Source organism: Roseovarius sp. MMSF_3281 (genome assembly GCF_030733685.1).
Lineage (GTDB): Bacteria > Pseudomonadota > Alphaproteobacteria > Rhodobacterales > Rhodobacteraceae > Roseovarius.
The window spans coordinates 73,755-89,909 of record NZ_JASHIM010000005.1 but is presented as its reverse complement, the minus strand read 5'-3'; the positions used below and the strand labels follow the sequence as shown (position 1 = coordinate 89,909).

Annotated in this window: 13 protein-coding genes and 2 pseudogenes; 13 read left to right on the top strand and 2 right to left on the bottom strand. The window is 60.0% G+C overall.

Annotation, left to right across the window (positions count from 1 at the left end; genetic code table 11):
• The first annotated feature begins 20 nt into the window (after positions 1-20).
• From dsbD to RBB32_RS07695, 5 genes and pseudogenes are all read left to right on the top strand, one after another.
• Entirely contained in the window at positions 21-1,781 is a 1,761-nt protein-coding gene (gene dsbD / locus RBB32_RS07715) for a protein-disulfide reductase DsbD (RefSeq protein WP_306152127.1), read from the top strand.
• The gene (locus tag RBB32_RS07710) at positions 1,778-2,650 is read left to right on the top strand and encodes a TlpA disulfide reductase family protein (RefSeq protein ID WP_306152126.1); all 873 of its coding nucleotides are present in this window, start codon (positions 1,778-1,780) and stop codon (positions 2,648-2,650) included. Before dsbD ends, RBB32_RS07710 begins: the two co-directional genes overlap by 4 nt.
• Entirely contained in the window at positions 2,647-3,273 is a 627-nt protein-coding gene (locus tag RBB32_RS07705) for a DsbA family protein (protein ID WP_306152124.1), read from the top strand. Before RBB32_RS07710 ends, RBB32_RS07705 begins: the two co-directional genes overlap by 4 nt.
• A gap of 74 nt (positions 3,274-3,347) precedes the next feature.
• Positions 3,348-3,902, top strand: a complete 555-nt coding sequence (locus RBB32_RS07700) for a L,D-transpeptidase (RefSeq protein ID WP_306152123.1) — start codon at positions 3,348-3,350, stop codon at positions 3,900-3,902.
• A gap of 581 nt (positions 3,903-4,483) precedes the next feature.
• Positions 4,484-5,304 (top strand): annotated as a pseudogene (locus RBB32_RS07695) (IS1 family transposase); the annotation flags it as partial.
• A gap of 127 nt (positions 5,305-5,431) precedes the next feature.
• On the opposite strand, the gene RBB32_RS21335 reads toward RBB32_RS07695, so the two are convergent.
• Positions 5,432-5,557 (bottom strand): LysR family transcriptional regulator, encoded by a 126-nt coding sequence (locus tag RBB32_RS21335; RefSeq protein ID WP_371931032.1) that lies wholly within the window; start codon positions 5,555-5,557, stop codon positions 5,432-5,434.
• 17 nt (positions 5,558-5,574) lie between these two features.
• On the opposite strand from RBB32_RS21335, the pseudogene RBB32_RS07690 reads away from it, so the two are divergent.
• Together RBB32_RS07690 and RBB32_RS07685 are read left to right on the top strand one after the other, a co-directional pair.
• A pseudogene (locus RBB32_RS07690) lies at positions 5,575-6,231 on the top strand (IS6 family transposase); the annotation flags it as partial.
• 203 nt (positions 6,232-6,434) lie between these two features.
• The gene (locus RBB32_RS07685; protein WP_306152122.1) at positions 6,435-8,006 is read left to right on the top strand and encodes a rhodanese-like domain-containing protein; all 1,572 of its coding nucleotides are present in this window, start codon (positions 6,435-6,437) and stop codon (positions 8,004-8,006) included.
• A 51-nt stretch (positions 8,007-8,057) separates the two neighbouring features.
• On the opposite strand, the gene RBB32_RS07680 is transcribed toward RBB32_RS07685, so the two are convergent.
• Positions 8,058-8,933, bottom strand: a complete 876-nt coding sequence (locus tag RBB32_RS07680; protein WP_306152120.1) for a LysR family transcriptional regulator — start codon at positions 8,931-8,933, stop codon at positions 8,058-8,060.
• A 146-nt stretch (positions 8,934-9,079) separates the two neighbouring features.
• Here RBB32_RS07680 and RBB32_RS07675 point away from each other — a divergent pair, with 146 nt between their 5' ends.
• The 6 genes from RBB32_RS07675 (at position 9,080) to RBB32_RS07650 (ending at position 16,067) form a co-directional block, all read left to right on the top strand.
• Positions 9,080-10,030: a tripartite tricarboxylate transporter substrate binding protein gene (locus tag RBB32_RS07675; RefSeq protein WP_306152119.1), complete on the top strand. Its 951-nt coding sequence runs from the start codon at positions 9,080-9,082 to the stop codon at positions 10,028-10,030.
• Complete coding sequence (locus tag RBB32_RS07670) at positions 9,954-10,550, top strand: tripartite tricarboxylate transporter TctB family protein (RefSeq protein ID WP_371931031.1); 597 nt, start codon at positions 9,954-9,956, stop codon at positions 10,548-10,550. Before RBB32_RS07675 ends, RBB32_RS07670 begins: the two co-directional genes overlap by 77 nt.
• Before the next feature lie 60 nt (positions 10,551-10,610).
• Positions 10,611-12,104 carry a tripartite tricarboxylate transporter permease gene (locus RBB32_RS07665; RefSeq protein ID WP_306152118.1) on the top strand — a complete coding sequence of 498 codons (1,494 nt, stop codon included), beginning with the start codon at positions 10,611-10,613 and terminating at the stop codon, positions 12,102-12,104.
• On the top strand, positions 12,101-13,249 hold the full coding sequence (gene metC / locus RBB32_RS07660; RefSeq protein WP_306152117.1) for a cystathionine beta-lyase: 1,149 nt from the start codon (positions 12,101-12,103) through the stop codon (positions 13,247-13,249). The genes RBB32_RS07665 and metC overlap by 4 nt, the downstream gene beginning before the upstream one ends.
• 62 nt (positions 13,250-13,311) lie before the next feature.
• Positions 13,312-14,673, top strand: a complete 1,362-nt coding sequence (gene purB, locus RBB32_RS07655) for an adenylosuccinate lyase (protein WP_306152116.1) — start codon at positions 13,312-13,314, stop codon at positions 14,671-14,673.
• A gap of 17 nt (positions 14,674-14,690) precedes the next feature.
• A complete protein-coding gene (locus tag RBB32_RS07650; protein ID WP_306152115.1) occupies positions 14,691-16,067 on the top strand; it encodes an MmgE/PrpD family protein in 1,377 nt (458 codons plus the stop codon).
• The last annotated feature ends 88 nt before the right edge of the window (positions 16,068-16,155 follow it).

Below are 16,155 nucleotides of genomic sequence, written 5' to 3'. Positions count from 1 at the left end.
TGGGCGGCACTCGGCGCAACATGATGATGATCCCTACCCTTCTGGCCGCCTTGACGGCCCTCGCAACCTTGGCCCCGGCAGGACTCTCGGCGCAAGGCTCTTCCACCCCGCTGCCGGCCGAAGAGGCCTTTGCCATGACAGTGGACCATGACGCAAACGGCATGACCCTGAGCTGGGACATCGCCGATGGCTACTATCTCTACCGGGACAATTTCAGCGCCACAGGACCGAACGGCGCTTCCCTGCCTTTGGGGACCCCCGAAGGTGAGATGAAAGATGACCCGAACTTTGGTACGGTCGAGGTCTTTTACGAAAGCATCACCGCGCGGCTCGACACATCCAGCGGCCCCGTCACCCTGACCTGGCAAGGCTGCATGAATGACAGCATTTGCTACCCCCCGCAGACGCAGATCATTGAACTGGTCGGCGCCGAAGGCGCAACTCCGACCGCCCCGGCAAGCACTGTAACCGAGGCGAATACCAGCCCGGAGGGTTTCAGCCTGGCCGAGGAGAAGGGCATTCTCGCAGGCCTTTCAGACCGCGGCGGCACCGCGCTTGTTGTGGCGGGCTTCTTCGGCCTTGGGCTGCTTCTGGCCTTTACCCCCTGCGTTTTTCCGATGTTTCCCATCGTGGCCGGTATGGTCATGGGGCATGATACGTCCCTGAGTGCGCGCCGCGGACTGGCACTGGCGGGGTCCTATGTGCTGGCAATGGCAGCCGCCTTTGCCGGACTCGGAATTGTTGCAGCATGGTCCGGGCAGAACCTTCAGATCGCACTTCAGTCGCCTGTCGCCATCGGTCTGGCCGCGACGATATTCGTGATCCTTGCGTTGTCGATGTTCGGCCTTTTCACCCTGCAAATGCCGCAGGCCATCACCAATCGCCTCAGGCGGGTAGAAGGGCGTAGCGGCTCGTTGGGCGGTGCGGCCCTTCTCGGCTTCACTTCGGCCCTCATCGTGGGCCCCTGCGTGACTGCACCTCTGGCGGGCGCCTTGCTTTACATCGCGCAGACCGGCGACGTGGCCCTGGGGGCCTGGGCACTCTTCGCGCTTGGCCTTGGTCAGGGCGTCCCGCTTCTTGCGATCGGAGCCTTTGGCCCCCGCGTTTTGCCTAAATCGGGGCCGTGGATGGAATCCGCCAAAACGCTCTTTGGTGTGCTTTTCCTCGGTTTCGCAATCTGGCTCGCTGCGCGTGTCTTGCCAGGTCCGTTGACGCTGGCCTTATGGGCCGTCCTGCTGATCGGCCTCGGTGTGATGTTGACACAGATAACTCCGCAAGCAATGGCGGGGCGCCTGGGCCGTGCCGTCGGCGTTATCATCCTCTTTGCTGGTGCTCTTCAAGGTATCGGCGCGGGGGCCGGCGCGAACGACCCGCTGCGCCCGCTGGCCCCCTTTGCCGGACGCGAAGCTGCACCGGCCGAGACCGATGACGGGTTTGTCCAAATTCTTACGACCGAAGCGTTGCACTCTGCCCTCGCAGATACCGAAAAGCCTGCTCTGGCATACGTCACTGCAGACTGGTGCACCACATGCCGGAGCATCGAACGCGGCCCAATGGCCGACGCCGAGGTGCGTGACGCGTTCGATGAGCTTACGCTGCTTAAGATCGACATTACCGATTTTGGCCCGGAAAGCCAGGCGCTGCTTGACCAACTGGGCGCAGCGGGCCCTCCGACCATGGTTTTCTTCGATGCGGACCGCGCCGAAGCCCCCGGTAGCCGGATCGTCGGCGACACCGGACGTGAGGAAATGCTGCGCTCGTTGCGCATGGTGACAAGATGAATGCCATCGAACTCGGCCCCTTCGTCTTCGCGACGGAGCGTTTTGCCTTCTTGATCGCTGCGCTGGTCTTTTTCGCGGTGTTTCATCTGGCGACAATCCGGCGCAGCCCCGAGGCCGCGGAACAACTGCGCAGTTGGGCGTTTCCGGCGGCGGTCTCATGGCTGCTGGCCGCCCGCGCGGGATACGTCGTGCAAGAATGGGATGTGTTCTCTCAGCATCCGCTTGACATCCTGAAGCTTTGGCAAGGCGGCGTATCGGTCGGCGCTGGCTTCTTCGGCCTGGCCGCCGTCGCCGCCGTGGCGCTTTTGCGCCGACGGGCGGCCATGGCGCCCATGCTTGCGGCGGCCCTTGCCGGTTGGATGACAAGCCTCGGTGTACTCGCCCTAAAGGATCCGGGAGAAACCGCCCACTTGCCGCAAACCGCCTTTCCCACCATGGTCGGCAGCACCGTTCAACTGGATCGACGCAACGGCACGCCCCTGGTTCTGAACCTCTGGGCCAGTTGGTGCCCGCCTTGCCGACGAGAGATGCCGATGATGATGGACGTGGCAAACACCGTTGAAGGCGCAGAACTGATCTTTGCCAACCAGGGCGAAACGCGCCTGCAGGTAGCCAGATTCCTCGACACATTTGAACTTGGCAACCGTCATGTCTCTCTCGACCCGACCTCCAGCCTTATGTCCCGCTTCGAAGCAATGGGGTTGCCGTCAACCTTGTTCTTCGATGCCTCTGGAAGCCTTCAATACGTGCATTTCGGGGAAATCTCGCGGGCCGCGCTGATGTCGCAGATCACCGCGATCAAGACTGCCGCGCCCGGCATGGGCGACAGCGACATCTCAGAAACCAATCAGACAGGAGACACAAAATGATCCTAACACGACGCAACCTGATCATGGCCGGTACCGGCAGCCTGATTATGGGGGCCGGTACCATTGCCTTCTGGCCCCAAACTGGCCAAGCGCAAAAATTAACGGTTGATGCCGTCCTAAACGACCCCGATGCACCGGTGCAGGGCAACCCTGATGGCGATGTCACGCTGGTTGAATACTTCGACTATCAGTGCCCCTTCTGCAAACGGATGCACCCCATGTTGAAGGATCTTGTGGCCGAGGACGGAAATGTGCGTCTCATTATGAAAGACTGGCCGTTGTTCGGCGCCCCTTCGGTCAGAGCAGCCCAGCTTTCTCTTGGCGCCGTTTCACTAGGCGCCTACGAGGAAGTACATGGGGCACTCATGGCCACCGACGCTCGTCTGAGCATCGAAGACGTGGAATCCACGGTCGGCGCGATTATTGACGTGGATAAGGCCGACGAAACCTATAAGGCCGAGCGCGATACTTGGGATGGCCTGCTGAGTCGCAATGACTACCAGGCCGTCGCGCTCGGTTTCCGAGGAACACCCGGCTTTGCCATCGAAAAGACGCTCTACAGCGGCGCGCAAGGGCGTCAGACCCTGGTCGATGCCATCGCAAAAGCCCGTGCAGAGTCTTAAGCGCCATTTAAGCTGCGGCTGCCACGTGGCCCCTATCCGCCCGAAACCTCAACTCGCAGGAAAAGGAAATCCCGATGAAACACCTCCTGACCCGTCGTCGCGCACTCGCGCTCGGCCTCGCAACCGGAGCGGGCCTCGCAGCCCCGTCGCTGGCTCTTGCGCGGACGGCCATCCGGAATACATCAAGCTTCGAGATGCAAGACTGGCGCGATCATTTCGACAGTCTGGGCAAGGCGACAATCGTCGCGGACACCGTGTCGCGCGCGCTCCACTACTGGAACCATGACGGAACAGATTATCGTATCTTCCCCACATCGGTGCCGATGACCGAAGAACTGACCAAACGCGGCTACACACGTATCGTGCGGAAGCGCATTGGCCCTGACTGGACGCCCACACAATCCATGATGGAGCGCAATCCGGACCTGCACTACATGCCTCCGGGACCGGACAATCCGCTCGGGACACATGCGTTGTACTTGTCCTGGCCTGCCTATCTGATCCATGGCACCCATGATACGCGGAAAATCGGGAGGAAATCTTCGGACGGTTGCATCGGGTTGTACAACGAGATGATCGAGGAACTTTACAGCCTGTGCCCCGTCGGAACACAGGTCCGTCTGGTCTGAAACAGCCATGAAACGCAGAAATTTCATCCTGAACGGGTTGGCCCTTGGGGGCCTTCCCGTGGTTCTGTCGCAAACTTTATCTGGGAGTGCAGAACCAGCTCAAGCAGTGCCATTCTCTCATTGGTCATCGTCATCTCCGTCTTTGGTTTCGAGTCTCGCAGCCCAAACCTTTGCCGAAGATCGACGTTGGCGCCAGCATCACCACCGGCCGCGCGCTGCGCTATGCCGGGGGCTCCGCGCGCGGCCTCTTACACCACCCGGTGGGGCATGATCCAAACTCAAGATCTGTGCGTAACTCTGTTGGGCGCTCTGCGTAGAAAATCCCTGGTAGTGGGTCACTTTGAAAACTAGGCCCGCGCGAACCTTTGATTTGCACCGGGTCGCATCTGGCCCCATATTAAGTGCATGACAGACAAACCCAAGAGACCCAGAGACGCGAACCAGTTGGCCAAGTTCATTGTGGACGCGGCGACGGGTGACGAGCCTGAATATAAGCCTGACACGTCAGGGCAGCGCAAAGGTGGCGTGAAAGGCGGAAAGGCGAAGGCGCGCTCGCTAACGCCAGAGGAACGGTCAGAAGCCGCGCCACTTCGCGCATCGCTGATGTGTCTAAGAACACGGTCAACAAGCTGCTGATCGACGCGGGCAAGGCTTGCGCCGAATATCACGAGGCGAACGTGCGCAACGTCAAGGCATCTGTGATCCAATGCGATGAAATCTGGTCGTTCACCTACGCCAAGCAGAAGAACGTCAAGGCTGCGCCGGAGCACGCTGGTGACACTTGGACTTGGACCGCGCTGGACAGCGATAGCAAGCTGATTGTGTCCTACATGGTCGGTGGGCGTGACAGCGAATATGCGATTGTCTTCATGGACGACCTGCGGCCCGGCTGGCCAACCGCGTACAGCTGACCACTGACGGCCACAAAGCGTATCTGGAAGCCGTTGAGGGCGCGTTCGGTGGCGATGTGGACTACGCCCAGCTTATCAAGCTGTACGGCGAACCCACAGGCCAGAAAGGCCATGATCGGAAGTATTCCCCATCCGAATGCACTGGCACGAAGAAACGCGCTGTCGAAGGTCGCCCTGACATGGGGAAGGTCAGCACGTCGCATGTCGAACGTCAGAACCTGACTATGCGAATGCACATGCGCCGCTTCACCCGCCTGACCAATGGTTTCAGCAAGAAGGTTGAAAACCACATGCACGCGGTCGCGCTGCACTTTATGTATTACAACTTCGTCAAGGTTCACCAAACGCTCAAGGTGACGCCTGCGATGGAAGCGGGCCTGACGGATCGCCTCTGGGATATTGAGGATATTGTGAAGCTGGTAGATGATGCCGAACCGGCTCCCAAGAAACGCGGCCCGTACAAAAAGCGTCAGCCGGAAAATTCAAAGTGACCCACTACCCGGAACGAGAAGGCGGCCTCAATCTGCGCCAACGCTCTGCTGATGGGTTCGTGAAGTTCATGAGCGCGTGGTGTCGGTCTGAGTCCGTCTGCGGTGCGCACGAACAGCTCGTCATCCATCAGTTCTCGCAGACGGCGAGAGTCCCGCTCATGGCCGGTTGGGTGCGCCCCACCCGGGCCGCAGCGCGGGTAACGTTTCGCTCCGCCATCAGGGCCTCGAAGCCAAAAAGCAGGTTCAGGGGCATTGCCAAGTTGTTTTCATCTGGCCGAACGCGGTCACAGGGTCGGTCACTCGACGATCTACCGCTGGGTTCAGCACTACGCTCCCGAGATCGAAAGACGAAGGAGGTGGCAGTGGCGGCGCCCGAGATCCGATAGCTGGCGGATGGACGAAACTTACATCAAGATGCGCGGCAAGTGGGCCTATCTGTACCGGGCCGTGGACAAATTTGGCGATACGATTGATTTCTACCTCTCTCCAACCCGCAACACCAAAGCGGCGAAGCGTTTTCTGGGCAAGGCTTTCAAGGGCTTGAAAAGCTGGGAGCAGCCACGCGTGATCAACACTGACAAGGCTCCTACCTATGCTGCCGCTCTGGCTGAACTCAAGCAAGAAGGCAAATGCTCGAAGGATGTGCAGCACCGCCAGGTCAAATATCTGAACAACGTCGTGGAGGCGGGCCACGGGAAGCTGAAGCAGCTTATCAACCCGGTCCGCGGGTTCAAAACCATGAAATCGGCCTACGCCACGATCAAGGGTTTTGAAGTCATGCGGGCCCTGCATAAGGGGCAATCACGCAGCTTCAATCTGACCGGCGATATCGACGGCGAAACCCGCATGATCGAACGCGCTTTCCGCCTAAGCCCCTGCGCCCTCTCAAAGGCGATACCTATGCTCGAAAACCGCCTGGTCGCATAAAAAAGAAACGATAAAACAAGCATATTGTAGCCTCAGAAAAGTTTGCAACAGAGCCCTTGAAATCGATCACGCCGCACCCCCCTGCCAATCATCTGGCAACGCTGGCATATCCGCAAAACCAACAGAACTAGAAAGTTTGCGACAGTTCCAGCTAATATGCTCCCAAGTTCTTTCTATAGGCGTTTAAAGCATAGGGTGCTCAGATGATCAAATACGCTTCAGCGACCGCGCTGAAAGACCGCCTGGATGCACATGCGAGGATCGGACTTATCGATGTTCGAGAGCATGGCCAGTACGGCGAAGGACACCTTCTTTTCGCTTCAAACTGTCCGTACAGTCGGTTAGAATTTCGCGCGCCGCTGCTGTTACCCGACAGGAAAGCCGAAATTTATCTGTACGACGAGGGCGATGGTCTCGCCGAGTACGCTGCCGACCGGCTTGGGTGTATCGGGTATGAAGACGTGTCGGTTCTTCGCGGCGGTCTGCCCGCGTGGCAAGCGGCCGGATACGGGACGTTCAAAGGGGTCAACGTGCCCAGCAAGGTTCTGGGCGAAATGGTCGAAGTGGCGGAACGTACTCCACAGATCAGCGCCGAGGCATTGGAAGACCTGCAAAAGAACGAGGGCGGCTTGAGCCTGTTCGACGGCCGGCCCGTCCGGGATTACCGCAAGATGACGGTGCCCGGGTCGCGACATCTGCCGAATGGCGAGATGCTCTATCGGTTCGCCGCGCTTGGCCTTTCCGAAGATCATCCGATCGTCATACATTGCGCCGGGCGCACCCGTGGCCTGATCGGCGTGCAGAGCCTGATCAACGCAGGTATTCGGAACCCAGTTTATGCAATGGAAAACGGGACTCAGGGGTGGGCGCTGTCGGGCAGAAAGCTGTCCCGCGACAATGACGCGGTGCCGCTGCCGGACCTTACAGCGGACCAGTTGGAGCAAGGACGCGCGTTCGCTGAGCGTTTTATCGCCCGGTATGACCTGCCCGCGATAGGCCCTGGGGAGGTGCCGGCGTGGCGCGACGAACATGCCTACCTGATCGACGTCCGTTCGGATGCGGAATTCGCGGCCGGTCATGTGCCTGGGGCTGTACATGCTCCGGTCGTCCAACTGGTTCAGGCGACGGATGAATGGGTGGCAATGCGTCGGGCGCGGATCGTGCTCTTCGACGACAACGGCGTTCGCGCAGCGCAGGCGGCATTCTGGTTGCGGCAGTTAGGTCATGATGCAGTTATCGTCACGGATGGATTGAAGCTCGTAGCCGAGGACCCGGCCCCTGCAGCGCCTGAGAAGTTTTCCGGTATTACGAGTTCCGAACTGGCGAGTCTGGGCCGTTTAGCAACCATTATCGACCTTCGGTCAAGTATGGCTTATCGCGCGGGCCACATCCCGGGAGCGCTTTGGGCAATCCGGCCACGTGCCGCAGATGTCAAGGCGGAGCTCGAGGGATCTGTGGTGCTCGTCGCCGATGATCCTGGCGTCGCGGCACTCTTTGCGTCGGAACTTGACGACGAGACTCGGGCGGATTGCCGATATCTCGAAGGTGGGATGGAGGCGTGGACGCGGGCCGGTGGCGCGATTGAGGTCACCCCTGAAATACCGGCGGATGACGAGGCCATTGATTACCTGTTTTTCGTCCATGACCGCCACGACGGCAACCTCGAGGCGTCTCGGCGCTATCTTGAGTGGGAAACCGGCCTTGTCCGGCAATTAGACCTCGGCGAGCGGGGGGCTTTTAAAATCATCCGGACAAAGGCGCATGCGGATGTGTGAGGGGGCGGAGGTGGGTGTGGTGCCGCACGGAATTTCCACCAAGCAAACGATCTAGCCGGGAGCAGGCCCGTGATTGCGCTTTTCATGAGAGAGCGCCATTTCGTAGAGCGCCTCGATATGGTCGCCGTACCTGACCCTGGACCGGTGCAGGTAATAGGAGACCCGAGGCAGCGCGGGCAGGCCGAACTCCGGCCCCAGGATCCTGACGTCGCTCCGAAAGGCGCTCAGTGCTCGAGGGGTTATACCCAGCCCCGCTTCGACCGCGAAACGCACGCCGGTGGGGCTGGCGGTTGTCAGGCGCTCGTAATAGGGCAGGCCGGCCATGTCCAATGCGTTGAGACCGATCCGGCGGAACATGCTGGGCTCGTCGGTCAGGATCAGAGGCCAGGCGGCTTCGTCAGGGCGTTCCCAATCCTGCGCGGCAACCCAATGAGCCCGCAGCAGCTTGATCAACTTGCCTTCGCGGTTGCCGAGGCGCCAGGTGCTAACGGCCAGATCGAGACCTCCATCCTCAAGCGCCTCCATCAGGGCGCGACTGCGGTCGATCTGAAGAATGACCCGGTTGGTCGGGTGGAGGCGAGCGAACTCTCGTAAAATACCTGGGAGGATCGCGTTGGCGATTTCCAGCGGCGCGCCGATGCGCACGATCTCAGACGCGTGGCTGCGCTCTGCGGACAAAATGGCATGGTTACACATGGATATGATTTCACGGGCGTGTCGCAAAAGGGCATGCCCGGCCTCTGTCAGCTTTCTTTGACGCCCGGCGGTGATAAAGACCGGCCTGCCGACAGCGTCCTCTAGGCTTCGCATTTGTTGCGTGATGGCTGACTGGGACCGGCCGAGGACGTCTGCCGCAGCGGTAAAGCTGCCGTGTTCGTCTATCGCGATCAGGGTCTTGAGATGTGCAATCTGCAAATCCGGGCGCATGGTGAAAGTCCTGAAGAAAAACTTATGGGTTCTCAAAAATTATTAATTTTTAAAAAGATTTAATTCAAGTAACAGTCTCGCTGATCAAATGCGCCGGCCTTCCTGCATGGATTGTCGGGATTTTTCAGGTACAGGGAAGGAAAAATATGAAACACCTCACACTTGCAACGGCGCTCAGCGCACTTGTTATGGCAGGGTCCGCCTGGGCCCAGTCGTATCCCGAAAAAAACATCGACCTAGTTGTGCCGTTCGATCCCGGTGGCTCCGTTGATGTGACCTCTCGCATCATCGCGGAAACTGCGAACACGATCCTCGAAGGTGGGGAGATCAATGTCGTGAACCGGTCCGGTGGCGGCGGTGTCGTCGGCCAGACTAGCGTCGCGACGGCCAAAGCCGATGGTTACACTGTTCTAGCGATGACCAGCTCGGTCGTGACGAACCCGCAGATGAAAGGTGCCTCGTACGAAGTGACCGATTTCCGGCCGGTTGCCCTTTATAACCTGGACCCCGAGGTGATCGCGGTTCCGGCGGATTCGCCCTATGAGACCGCCGAGGAGTTTCTTGCTGCGGCTAAGGACGAGCGCCTGAACATCGTGGTCGCGGGCATTGCCACGTCGCATCACATGTCCGGTCTGGCGATCGAGCGCGCAACTGGTCTCGAGTTCACCTATGTTCCTACCAAAGGGTTCGGCGCACAGGTTCAGGCCATTGCTGGAGGCCATGCCGATGCCGCGCTTTGGCCGATGGGTGAGGCGAGTGACCAAGTTGGCCCCGACGGTGTGCGTATCCTCGCGATCGCGTCCGAGGAACGTCACGAGGATTTCCCCGATGTGCCGACCTTCCAGGAAGCCGGGATCGATATTCCGATCTGGGCCACATTCCGCGGGTGGGCCGTGCCGAAGGGCACGCCGGATGAAGCCGTGGAAGTGCTGTCGGACCTGATGAAGTCGGTCTACGAAACCCCGGAATACGTCGAGAAGATGCAGGCGGCCGGTTACGTGCCAGTTTACCGCGACGCGGATGGCTTTGAATTCGTGGTCAACAACTACGCGGATCAGACGTCGGCGATCATCGAGGAAACGGATCTCGGCCAATAAGGCTAGATCGACGCCCCCGGCACAGGCCGGGGGCTTTTTCATGTCGAGGATAACGATGAAGTCTAAAGCGCGTAAGATAGGCCTGTTGGGCCACAGCGACACCTGGGTTGGTCTGGGCATTTTTGTTTTCGGTGCTGCGGCCACAGCCATGTCTAGTGGATTTGATCCCATGTCGCGCAGCTATCCGCTGCTGTTGTCGATCTTGCTGATGGTTTTCGGCTCAGGGCTGATCCTGCGTGTTGTCCTGTCCTCGCCCGAAAATGTGTCCCTTGTCCTGCCGGGGAAGGTCGCTGCCCTCTCGGCATTTGTGGTCGTCCTTTGGATCGGAGCGCTTTCGCTGGGGCTGGGTTTCGTCTTGCCGACGCTGCTGATGCAGATCGCGTTCCTTGCGATTTGCGGCATTCGCCCATTTGGGCGTGTCGCGATCTACGCCGCGCTTGTCACGCTTGTAGGTTACGCGGCATTTGTCTGGGTACTGGGCGTTCGTCTGCCCGAAACGCTCTCTCCCTATCTTGTCTGAGGCCGTCCAATGGAAATGATCCTTTTGGGGTTCCAGACCCTTTCCGATCCTATGGTCGCGATGATGCTGCTGGTCGGCGTGATCGCTGGAATGGTTGTCGGGTCCATACCCGGTATCAATGACAACATAGCTTTTGCGGTCTTCATTCCTTTCTCATTTTCGATGCCGGCTGACCAAGCGTTGGCGCTGATGGTCGGCGTCTATTGCGCGGCGGCGACAGGCGGTGCCGTCCCGGCCATCGTCATCAAGGTGCCCGGCACGGCCTCTGCTCTGTTGACCGCCGAAGACGGGAATGCACTGGCCCGCAAGAACAAGGCCGGGCTGGCGTTGTCTATTGCTATCACCTCTTCGGTCGTTGGCGGGCTCTTGAGTTCCGTCGTGTTGTTGCTGTTTGCGCCCTCGCTGGCCAAAGTCGCGCTGGAGTTCGGCTATGTCGAGAATTTCGCGCTAGCGATCCTGGGCTTGTCGAGCGTGGTCGGGCTGCTGCGCGGCAATATCCTGAAGGGGTGCATCTCTGCCGTGATCGGCCTGCTGGTCGCGACGATCGGATTCAGTCCGATGACAGGCTCGCCGCGCTTTACTTTCGGCAACGTCAACCTGATCGAAGGCATTCCTTTCGTTCCGCTGCTGGTCGGGTTGTTCGGCATCGCCGCGATGCTAGGCCTAAAGGCCGATATCCTGAAGGACCGCGATGCCAATGTGGCCACGCCGTCCCTGCCGAAGATCGGCTCGCTGAAGCTGCCGCGTGGGCTGGTGCGGCGACTTGCGCCGGTCTGGGGCATCAGCGCGGCCATCGGTAACGTGATCGGAATGTTGCCCGGCGCGGGCATGCTGATGGCGATTTTCTTGGCCTATGACCAGGCCGCGCGCCGCTTCCGCAACAAGTTCGCCGGCAAGCCCGGTGAAAACGACTGGGGCGGTGGTGCCCCCGAAGGCGTCGCCGCGCCCGAGGCCGCCAACAATGCCGTCACCGCCAGTTCGATGGTGCCGTTGCTGTCGTTGGGCATTCCGGGAAACTCAACCTCGGCGCTGTTCATCGGTGCGCTAGCGCTGCATGGCATGGTGCCCGGGCCGCTACTGTTCACCCAGCATGGCGACGTGGCGTGGATGATCATCGTAGCCTTTCTAGTCGCCAACATCTTTCTTTGGCCGGTGGCATGGCTGGTGCTGCGCACGGTGTCCCGGTCGATCTTTGCCATCCGCAAGGAAGCGATGGTGGGCGTCATCGCGATGCTCTGCCTGATGGGGGCCTATTCGGATGGTGCGAACCTTTTCAACATGTGGGTCGCCCTCGTGGCTGGCCTCGTGGCCTACGTGATGCGCCTGGCCAGCATTCCGCTTGGTCCGGCAATCCTCGGTCTGGTGCTGGGGCCTCAACTGGAGGCTTCGCTGAACAACTCTCTCAACATCTCGCAGGGCAATTGGCTGGTGTTCGTCGATCCGGTCAATCACCCGATCAGCTTCGGCATGATGATCTTTTCTGCGCTGCTTTGGATCGTGCCGATCATTGTAGGGCTGCGTGACCGGGCCGCCACGAAGAAGGACACAAGATGAACCGCGAAACTATGCTGATGCATTTCGGCCGGACACAGACGCCGGGGCCCGCCAACCCGCCGATCGTGCGCGCATCGACCGTGCTGCACGATACGGTCCAGTCGTATCGTGAAACCAAGGCCGCGCGGGACACGAATGACCGGGTTCTATCCTACGGGCGTCGCGGCACAACGACTGCACATGAACTGTCTGCCGCTCTTTGCGCGCTGGAAGAGGCAGAGGCTTGTTTTTTGTTTCCCACCGGCGTGGCCGCCATTGCAGGTGGCCTTATGCCGTACCTTGCGTCGGGCGACCACCTGTTGGTGGTGGACACGATCTTTCCCGCAACGCGCAGCTTCTGTGACACGGTTCTGGCGCGCTATGGCGTGGAGATCGATTATATTCCGTGGAACACGACAGACCTGTCGGAGTACGTCAAACCAAACACGCGCCTCGTGCTGACCGAAAGCCCCGCATCGCAAAGCTACGAGGTGATGGACCTGCCCGCGCTTTGCAAAAACGCGCACGATCATGGGCTGATCGTGGCGGCAGACAATACCTATGGGTCAAGCTGGCTTTATCGCCCGCTTCAGCTGGGCTGCGACGTGTCGATCATCGCAGGCACGAAGTATATCGGCGGCCACGCGGACAGCATGATGGGTGCAGTGGCTGCGAGAGGGCCGGCGGTGGATGCTCTGCGCAAGCACACTGCGACGACTGGCCAGACGATCAGCCCGGATGATGCCTATGCCTGCATCCGGGGCCTGCGGACCCTCGGACTGCGCATGGAACGGCACGGTGAGAATGGTTTGGCACTGGCGCAGTGGTTCCAGGGCCGGTGCGAAGTTTCCCAAGTCTTGCATCCCGGTCTGCCCGACCATCCGGGCGCAGGTATCTGGGCCCGGGATGCAAGCGGCACCAATGGCCTTTTGACGGTGGATTTCTGCGACTGGTTCGATGCCGAGCGCTTTGTCGATCACCTTCAGCTATTCTCTATCGGCAGTTCCTGGGGCGGTTTCGAAAGCCTTGCAATGCCCTGCACCCCAGACAATGGCCGCGCTTTCGGATCGGACGCCGGCGCCCGCGCCATGATCCGCTTTCATGCCGGGCTTGAACATGTCGACGACCTGATTGCCGACCTAGAGCAATCTTTCTGCAACGCCTGATGGCCCCATCACGGGCACGACTACCGCGCCTGAAAAACCAAACATGACTAGGAGAATACCTCATGGGAACGAGTGTCTTTGATTCCGAATTGCTGATGAACGCATGGTCCACCGCCGAGATGCGCGACGTCTTCAATGACCGTGCCCGCATGCAGGCCTGGCTGGATGTCGAAGCCGCCCTGGCGCTAGTGCAGGCTGAGCTGGACATTATCCCGGTGGAGGCCGCCAAGGAAATCGCGGCGAAATCCAACTACGACGCTATCGACCTCGACCTCGTGCTGGAACATCTTCGCGTCACTAAGCACCCCTTGGTTCCCACCGTACGCGCGCTGGAACATGCCTGTGAGGGCGGCGCCGGCGAATACGTTCATTTCGGGGTGACAACGCAGGACATCATGGACACCGCGTTGGTGCTGCAATTGCGCAGCGCGACGGAAATCGTGCGCCGCGACCTGAAGGCCATCGCCAAGGACTTGATGCACCTGAGTGAGGAGCATCGCAACACCCCGATGATGGGGCGGACCCTGTCGCTTCAGGCCATTCCGGTCACGTTCGGGTTCAAGACCGCGATCTGGATGTCGGAAATCGACAGGCACCTCGAGCGGCTAGACGAGATGGAAACGCGCGTTTTCGTCGGTTCCATCGTCGGCGCGGTCGGCACCAAGGCCTCGTTCGGTCCCAAAGCGGACCAGATGGAGCACGCGATCAACGAGCGCTTGGGTCTCGGCACGCCGAACATTTCTTGGCAGGCTGCGCGTGACCGTTTCTACGAGTTTGGATCCGTGATGGGTGGTATCAATGCCACGCTCAACAAGATCGGCAACCAGCTTCTGCTTTTGGCTCATAACGAGTTCGACGAGATCGCGGAGCCGTTTGGGAAGGGGCAGGTCGGTTCGTCGACCATGCCGCACAAGCGCAATCCGGCGGTGACCGAGAATTCCGTCACCGTCAGCAACACGCTGAAGTCGAATATCAACATGCTGTCGGACATCACCAAGCACGAGCATGAGCGCGACGGCGCGGTGTGGAAGATGGAGTGGAAGATCCTGCCTGAGATCTGCCTGATGCTCTCCGTCGTTCTGGATAACCTGAAGTTCGTCTTTTCAGATCTTGACGTCCGCAAGGAGAGCATGTTGGCGAACCTCAACTTGCTGAAGGGCTACGCGCTTGCAGAGCGGGTGATGTTTGCGCTGTCTGACAAGATGGGCAAGCAGACCGCGCATGAAGAAGTCTACGAGGCGGCCATGCGCGGGCTGGAATCCGACATCCTGTTCCGCGACGCGTTGTTGGCGAACGAGGCGATCTGTGCGGCCGTCAGCGAGAAGGAGCTGGATGCGCTTCTGGATCCGACCACCTATGTGGGCGCGGCACCGGAACTGACGGATAATGCAGTCGCCTCCGTACGCTCCAAAGGGCGTATTTAAGGCGCAAGGTCCGGACCATGACGTATTCCCAAGAGCTTGCCGCGTTTGTCTGCACCCTTACGACGGAGAAAATCCCCGAAGGCACGCGGGCCCGCGCGCGCCAGTTGATGACCGACACGCTTGGTGTCGGGCTCGCCGGAACGCGCCATCCGAACTTCAAGAACGCAATGGCCGCCGTGTCGGTCATACCCGGGACACGCGGGGACCATCCGGTCATCGGATGTTCGACACGCTTCTTGGCCACCTATGCGGTGTTGGCCAACGGGGTGGCGTGCCATGTGCTCGATTTCGACGACACACACACGGCCTCGATCGTGCATGGCAGCGCCATATTCTTGCCGCTCGTCCTGGCATTGGGCGAAGAGCTGGGCCGGTCGGGCAAGGACGTGCAGACGGCTTTTGTCGCGGGCTGGGAAGTGGCCGCTCGGGTCGGGATCGCTTCGGGAAACAGTTTCCACAACCGCGGTTTCCATTCAACAGCGATTGCCGGAATCTTCGGGGCAACGGCGGCGGCGGGCAAGCTTCTCGATCTGACGCCGGAACAAATGACCCATGCCTTCGGCCTGGCCGGCAGTCAGGCCTCGGGGATCACGGAATTTCTGACCAACAGCTCTTCATCCAAGGGATACCATGTTGGCTGGGCCGCCCGTAGCGCGATGGAGATCGGGTATCTGGCACGGGCAGGGGCGACCGGGCCGTTCAGCGTGTTCGAGGGCACAAATGGTCTCTTGGCCACACATGGCTTACCGGACCGTATCGATCCGCCGCAGCTTGCCGCGGATTTGGGCGCGCGATGGGAGACGGAGCGGGTCTCGATCAAGCCCTATCCCTGTTGTCACTTTGCGCATGGCGCGATTGATTGCGCGATTGCCCTGCGGCAGGACGGGATCGTAGCGACCGATGTGCAGAACATCCACGCGATCATCGACGAGGTGGCCGCCGGTTTCGTCTGTGACCCGATCGAGGCCAAGTGGGTTCCGACAAGCGCATACGGTGCGAAGTTCAGCCTGCCCTATCTGGTGGCCTCGGGGCTTATCGACGGCGAGGTGTCAATGGCATCCTTCGACGACAGCTCCATTGCGCGCGGCGACCTGCTAGCATTGGCCAGCCGTGTGTCGTCGGAGCACGCTGAAAAAGGCACCACAGGATTTCCGAAGTATTTCCCGGGCCATTTAGTGGTCACGCTGACAGATGGCCGCAAGGTCGAAAAGCGGGTGCCCATCAACCGGGGAAATCCCGATGCGCCGCTGAGCGACATGGAGGTTGCCGGCAAGTTCTTTCGAAATGTCGATGGTCTTCTCAGCAAGCGTCGAGCCAAGATGATCGTAGATAAGATAGGGGCATTGGAGAGCTTGCAGGACCTATCGGACCTGTCGCGCGAACTGGTGATGTAGTCCGGAGAAAATCAGCCGCCAAGGCCTACTCGCCGCGAGCCGCACTACGGACACCCCGTAACCGGCCTCATTCCGATTAAAGTCGGTC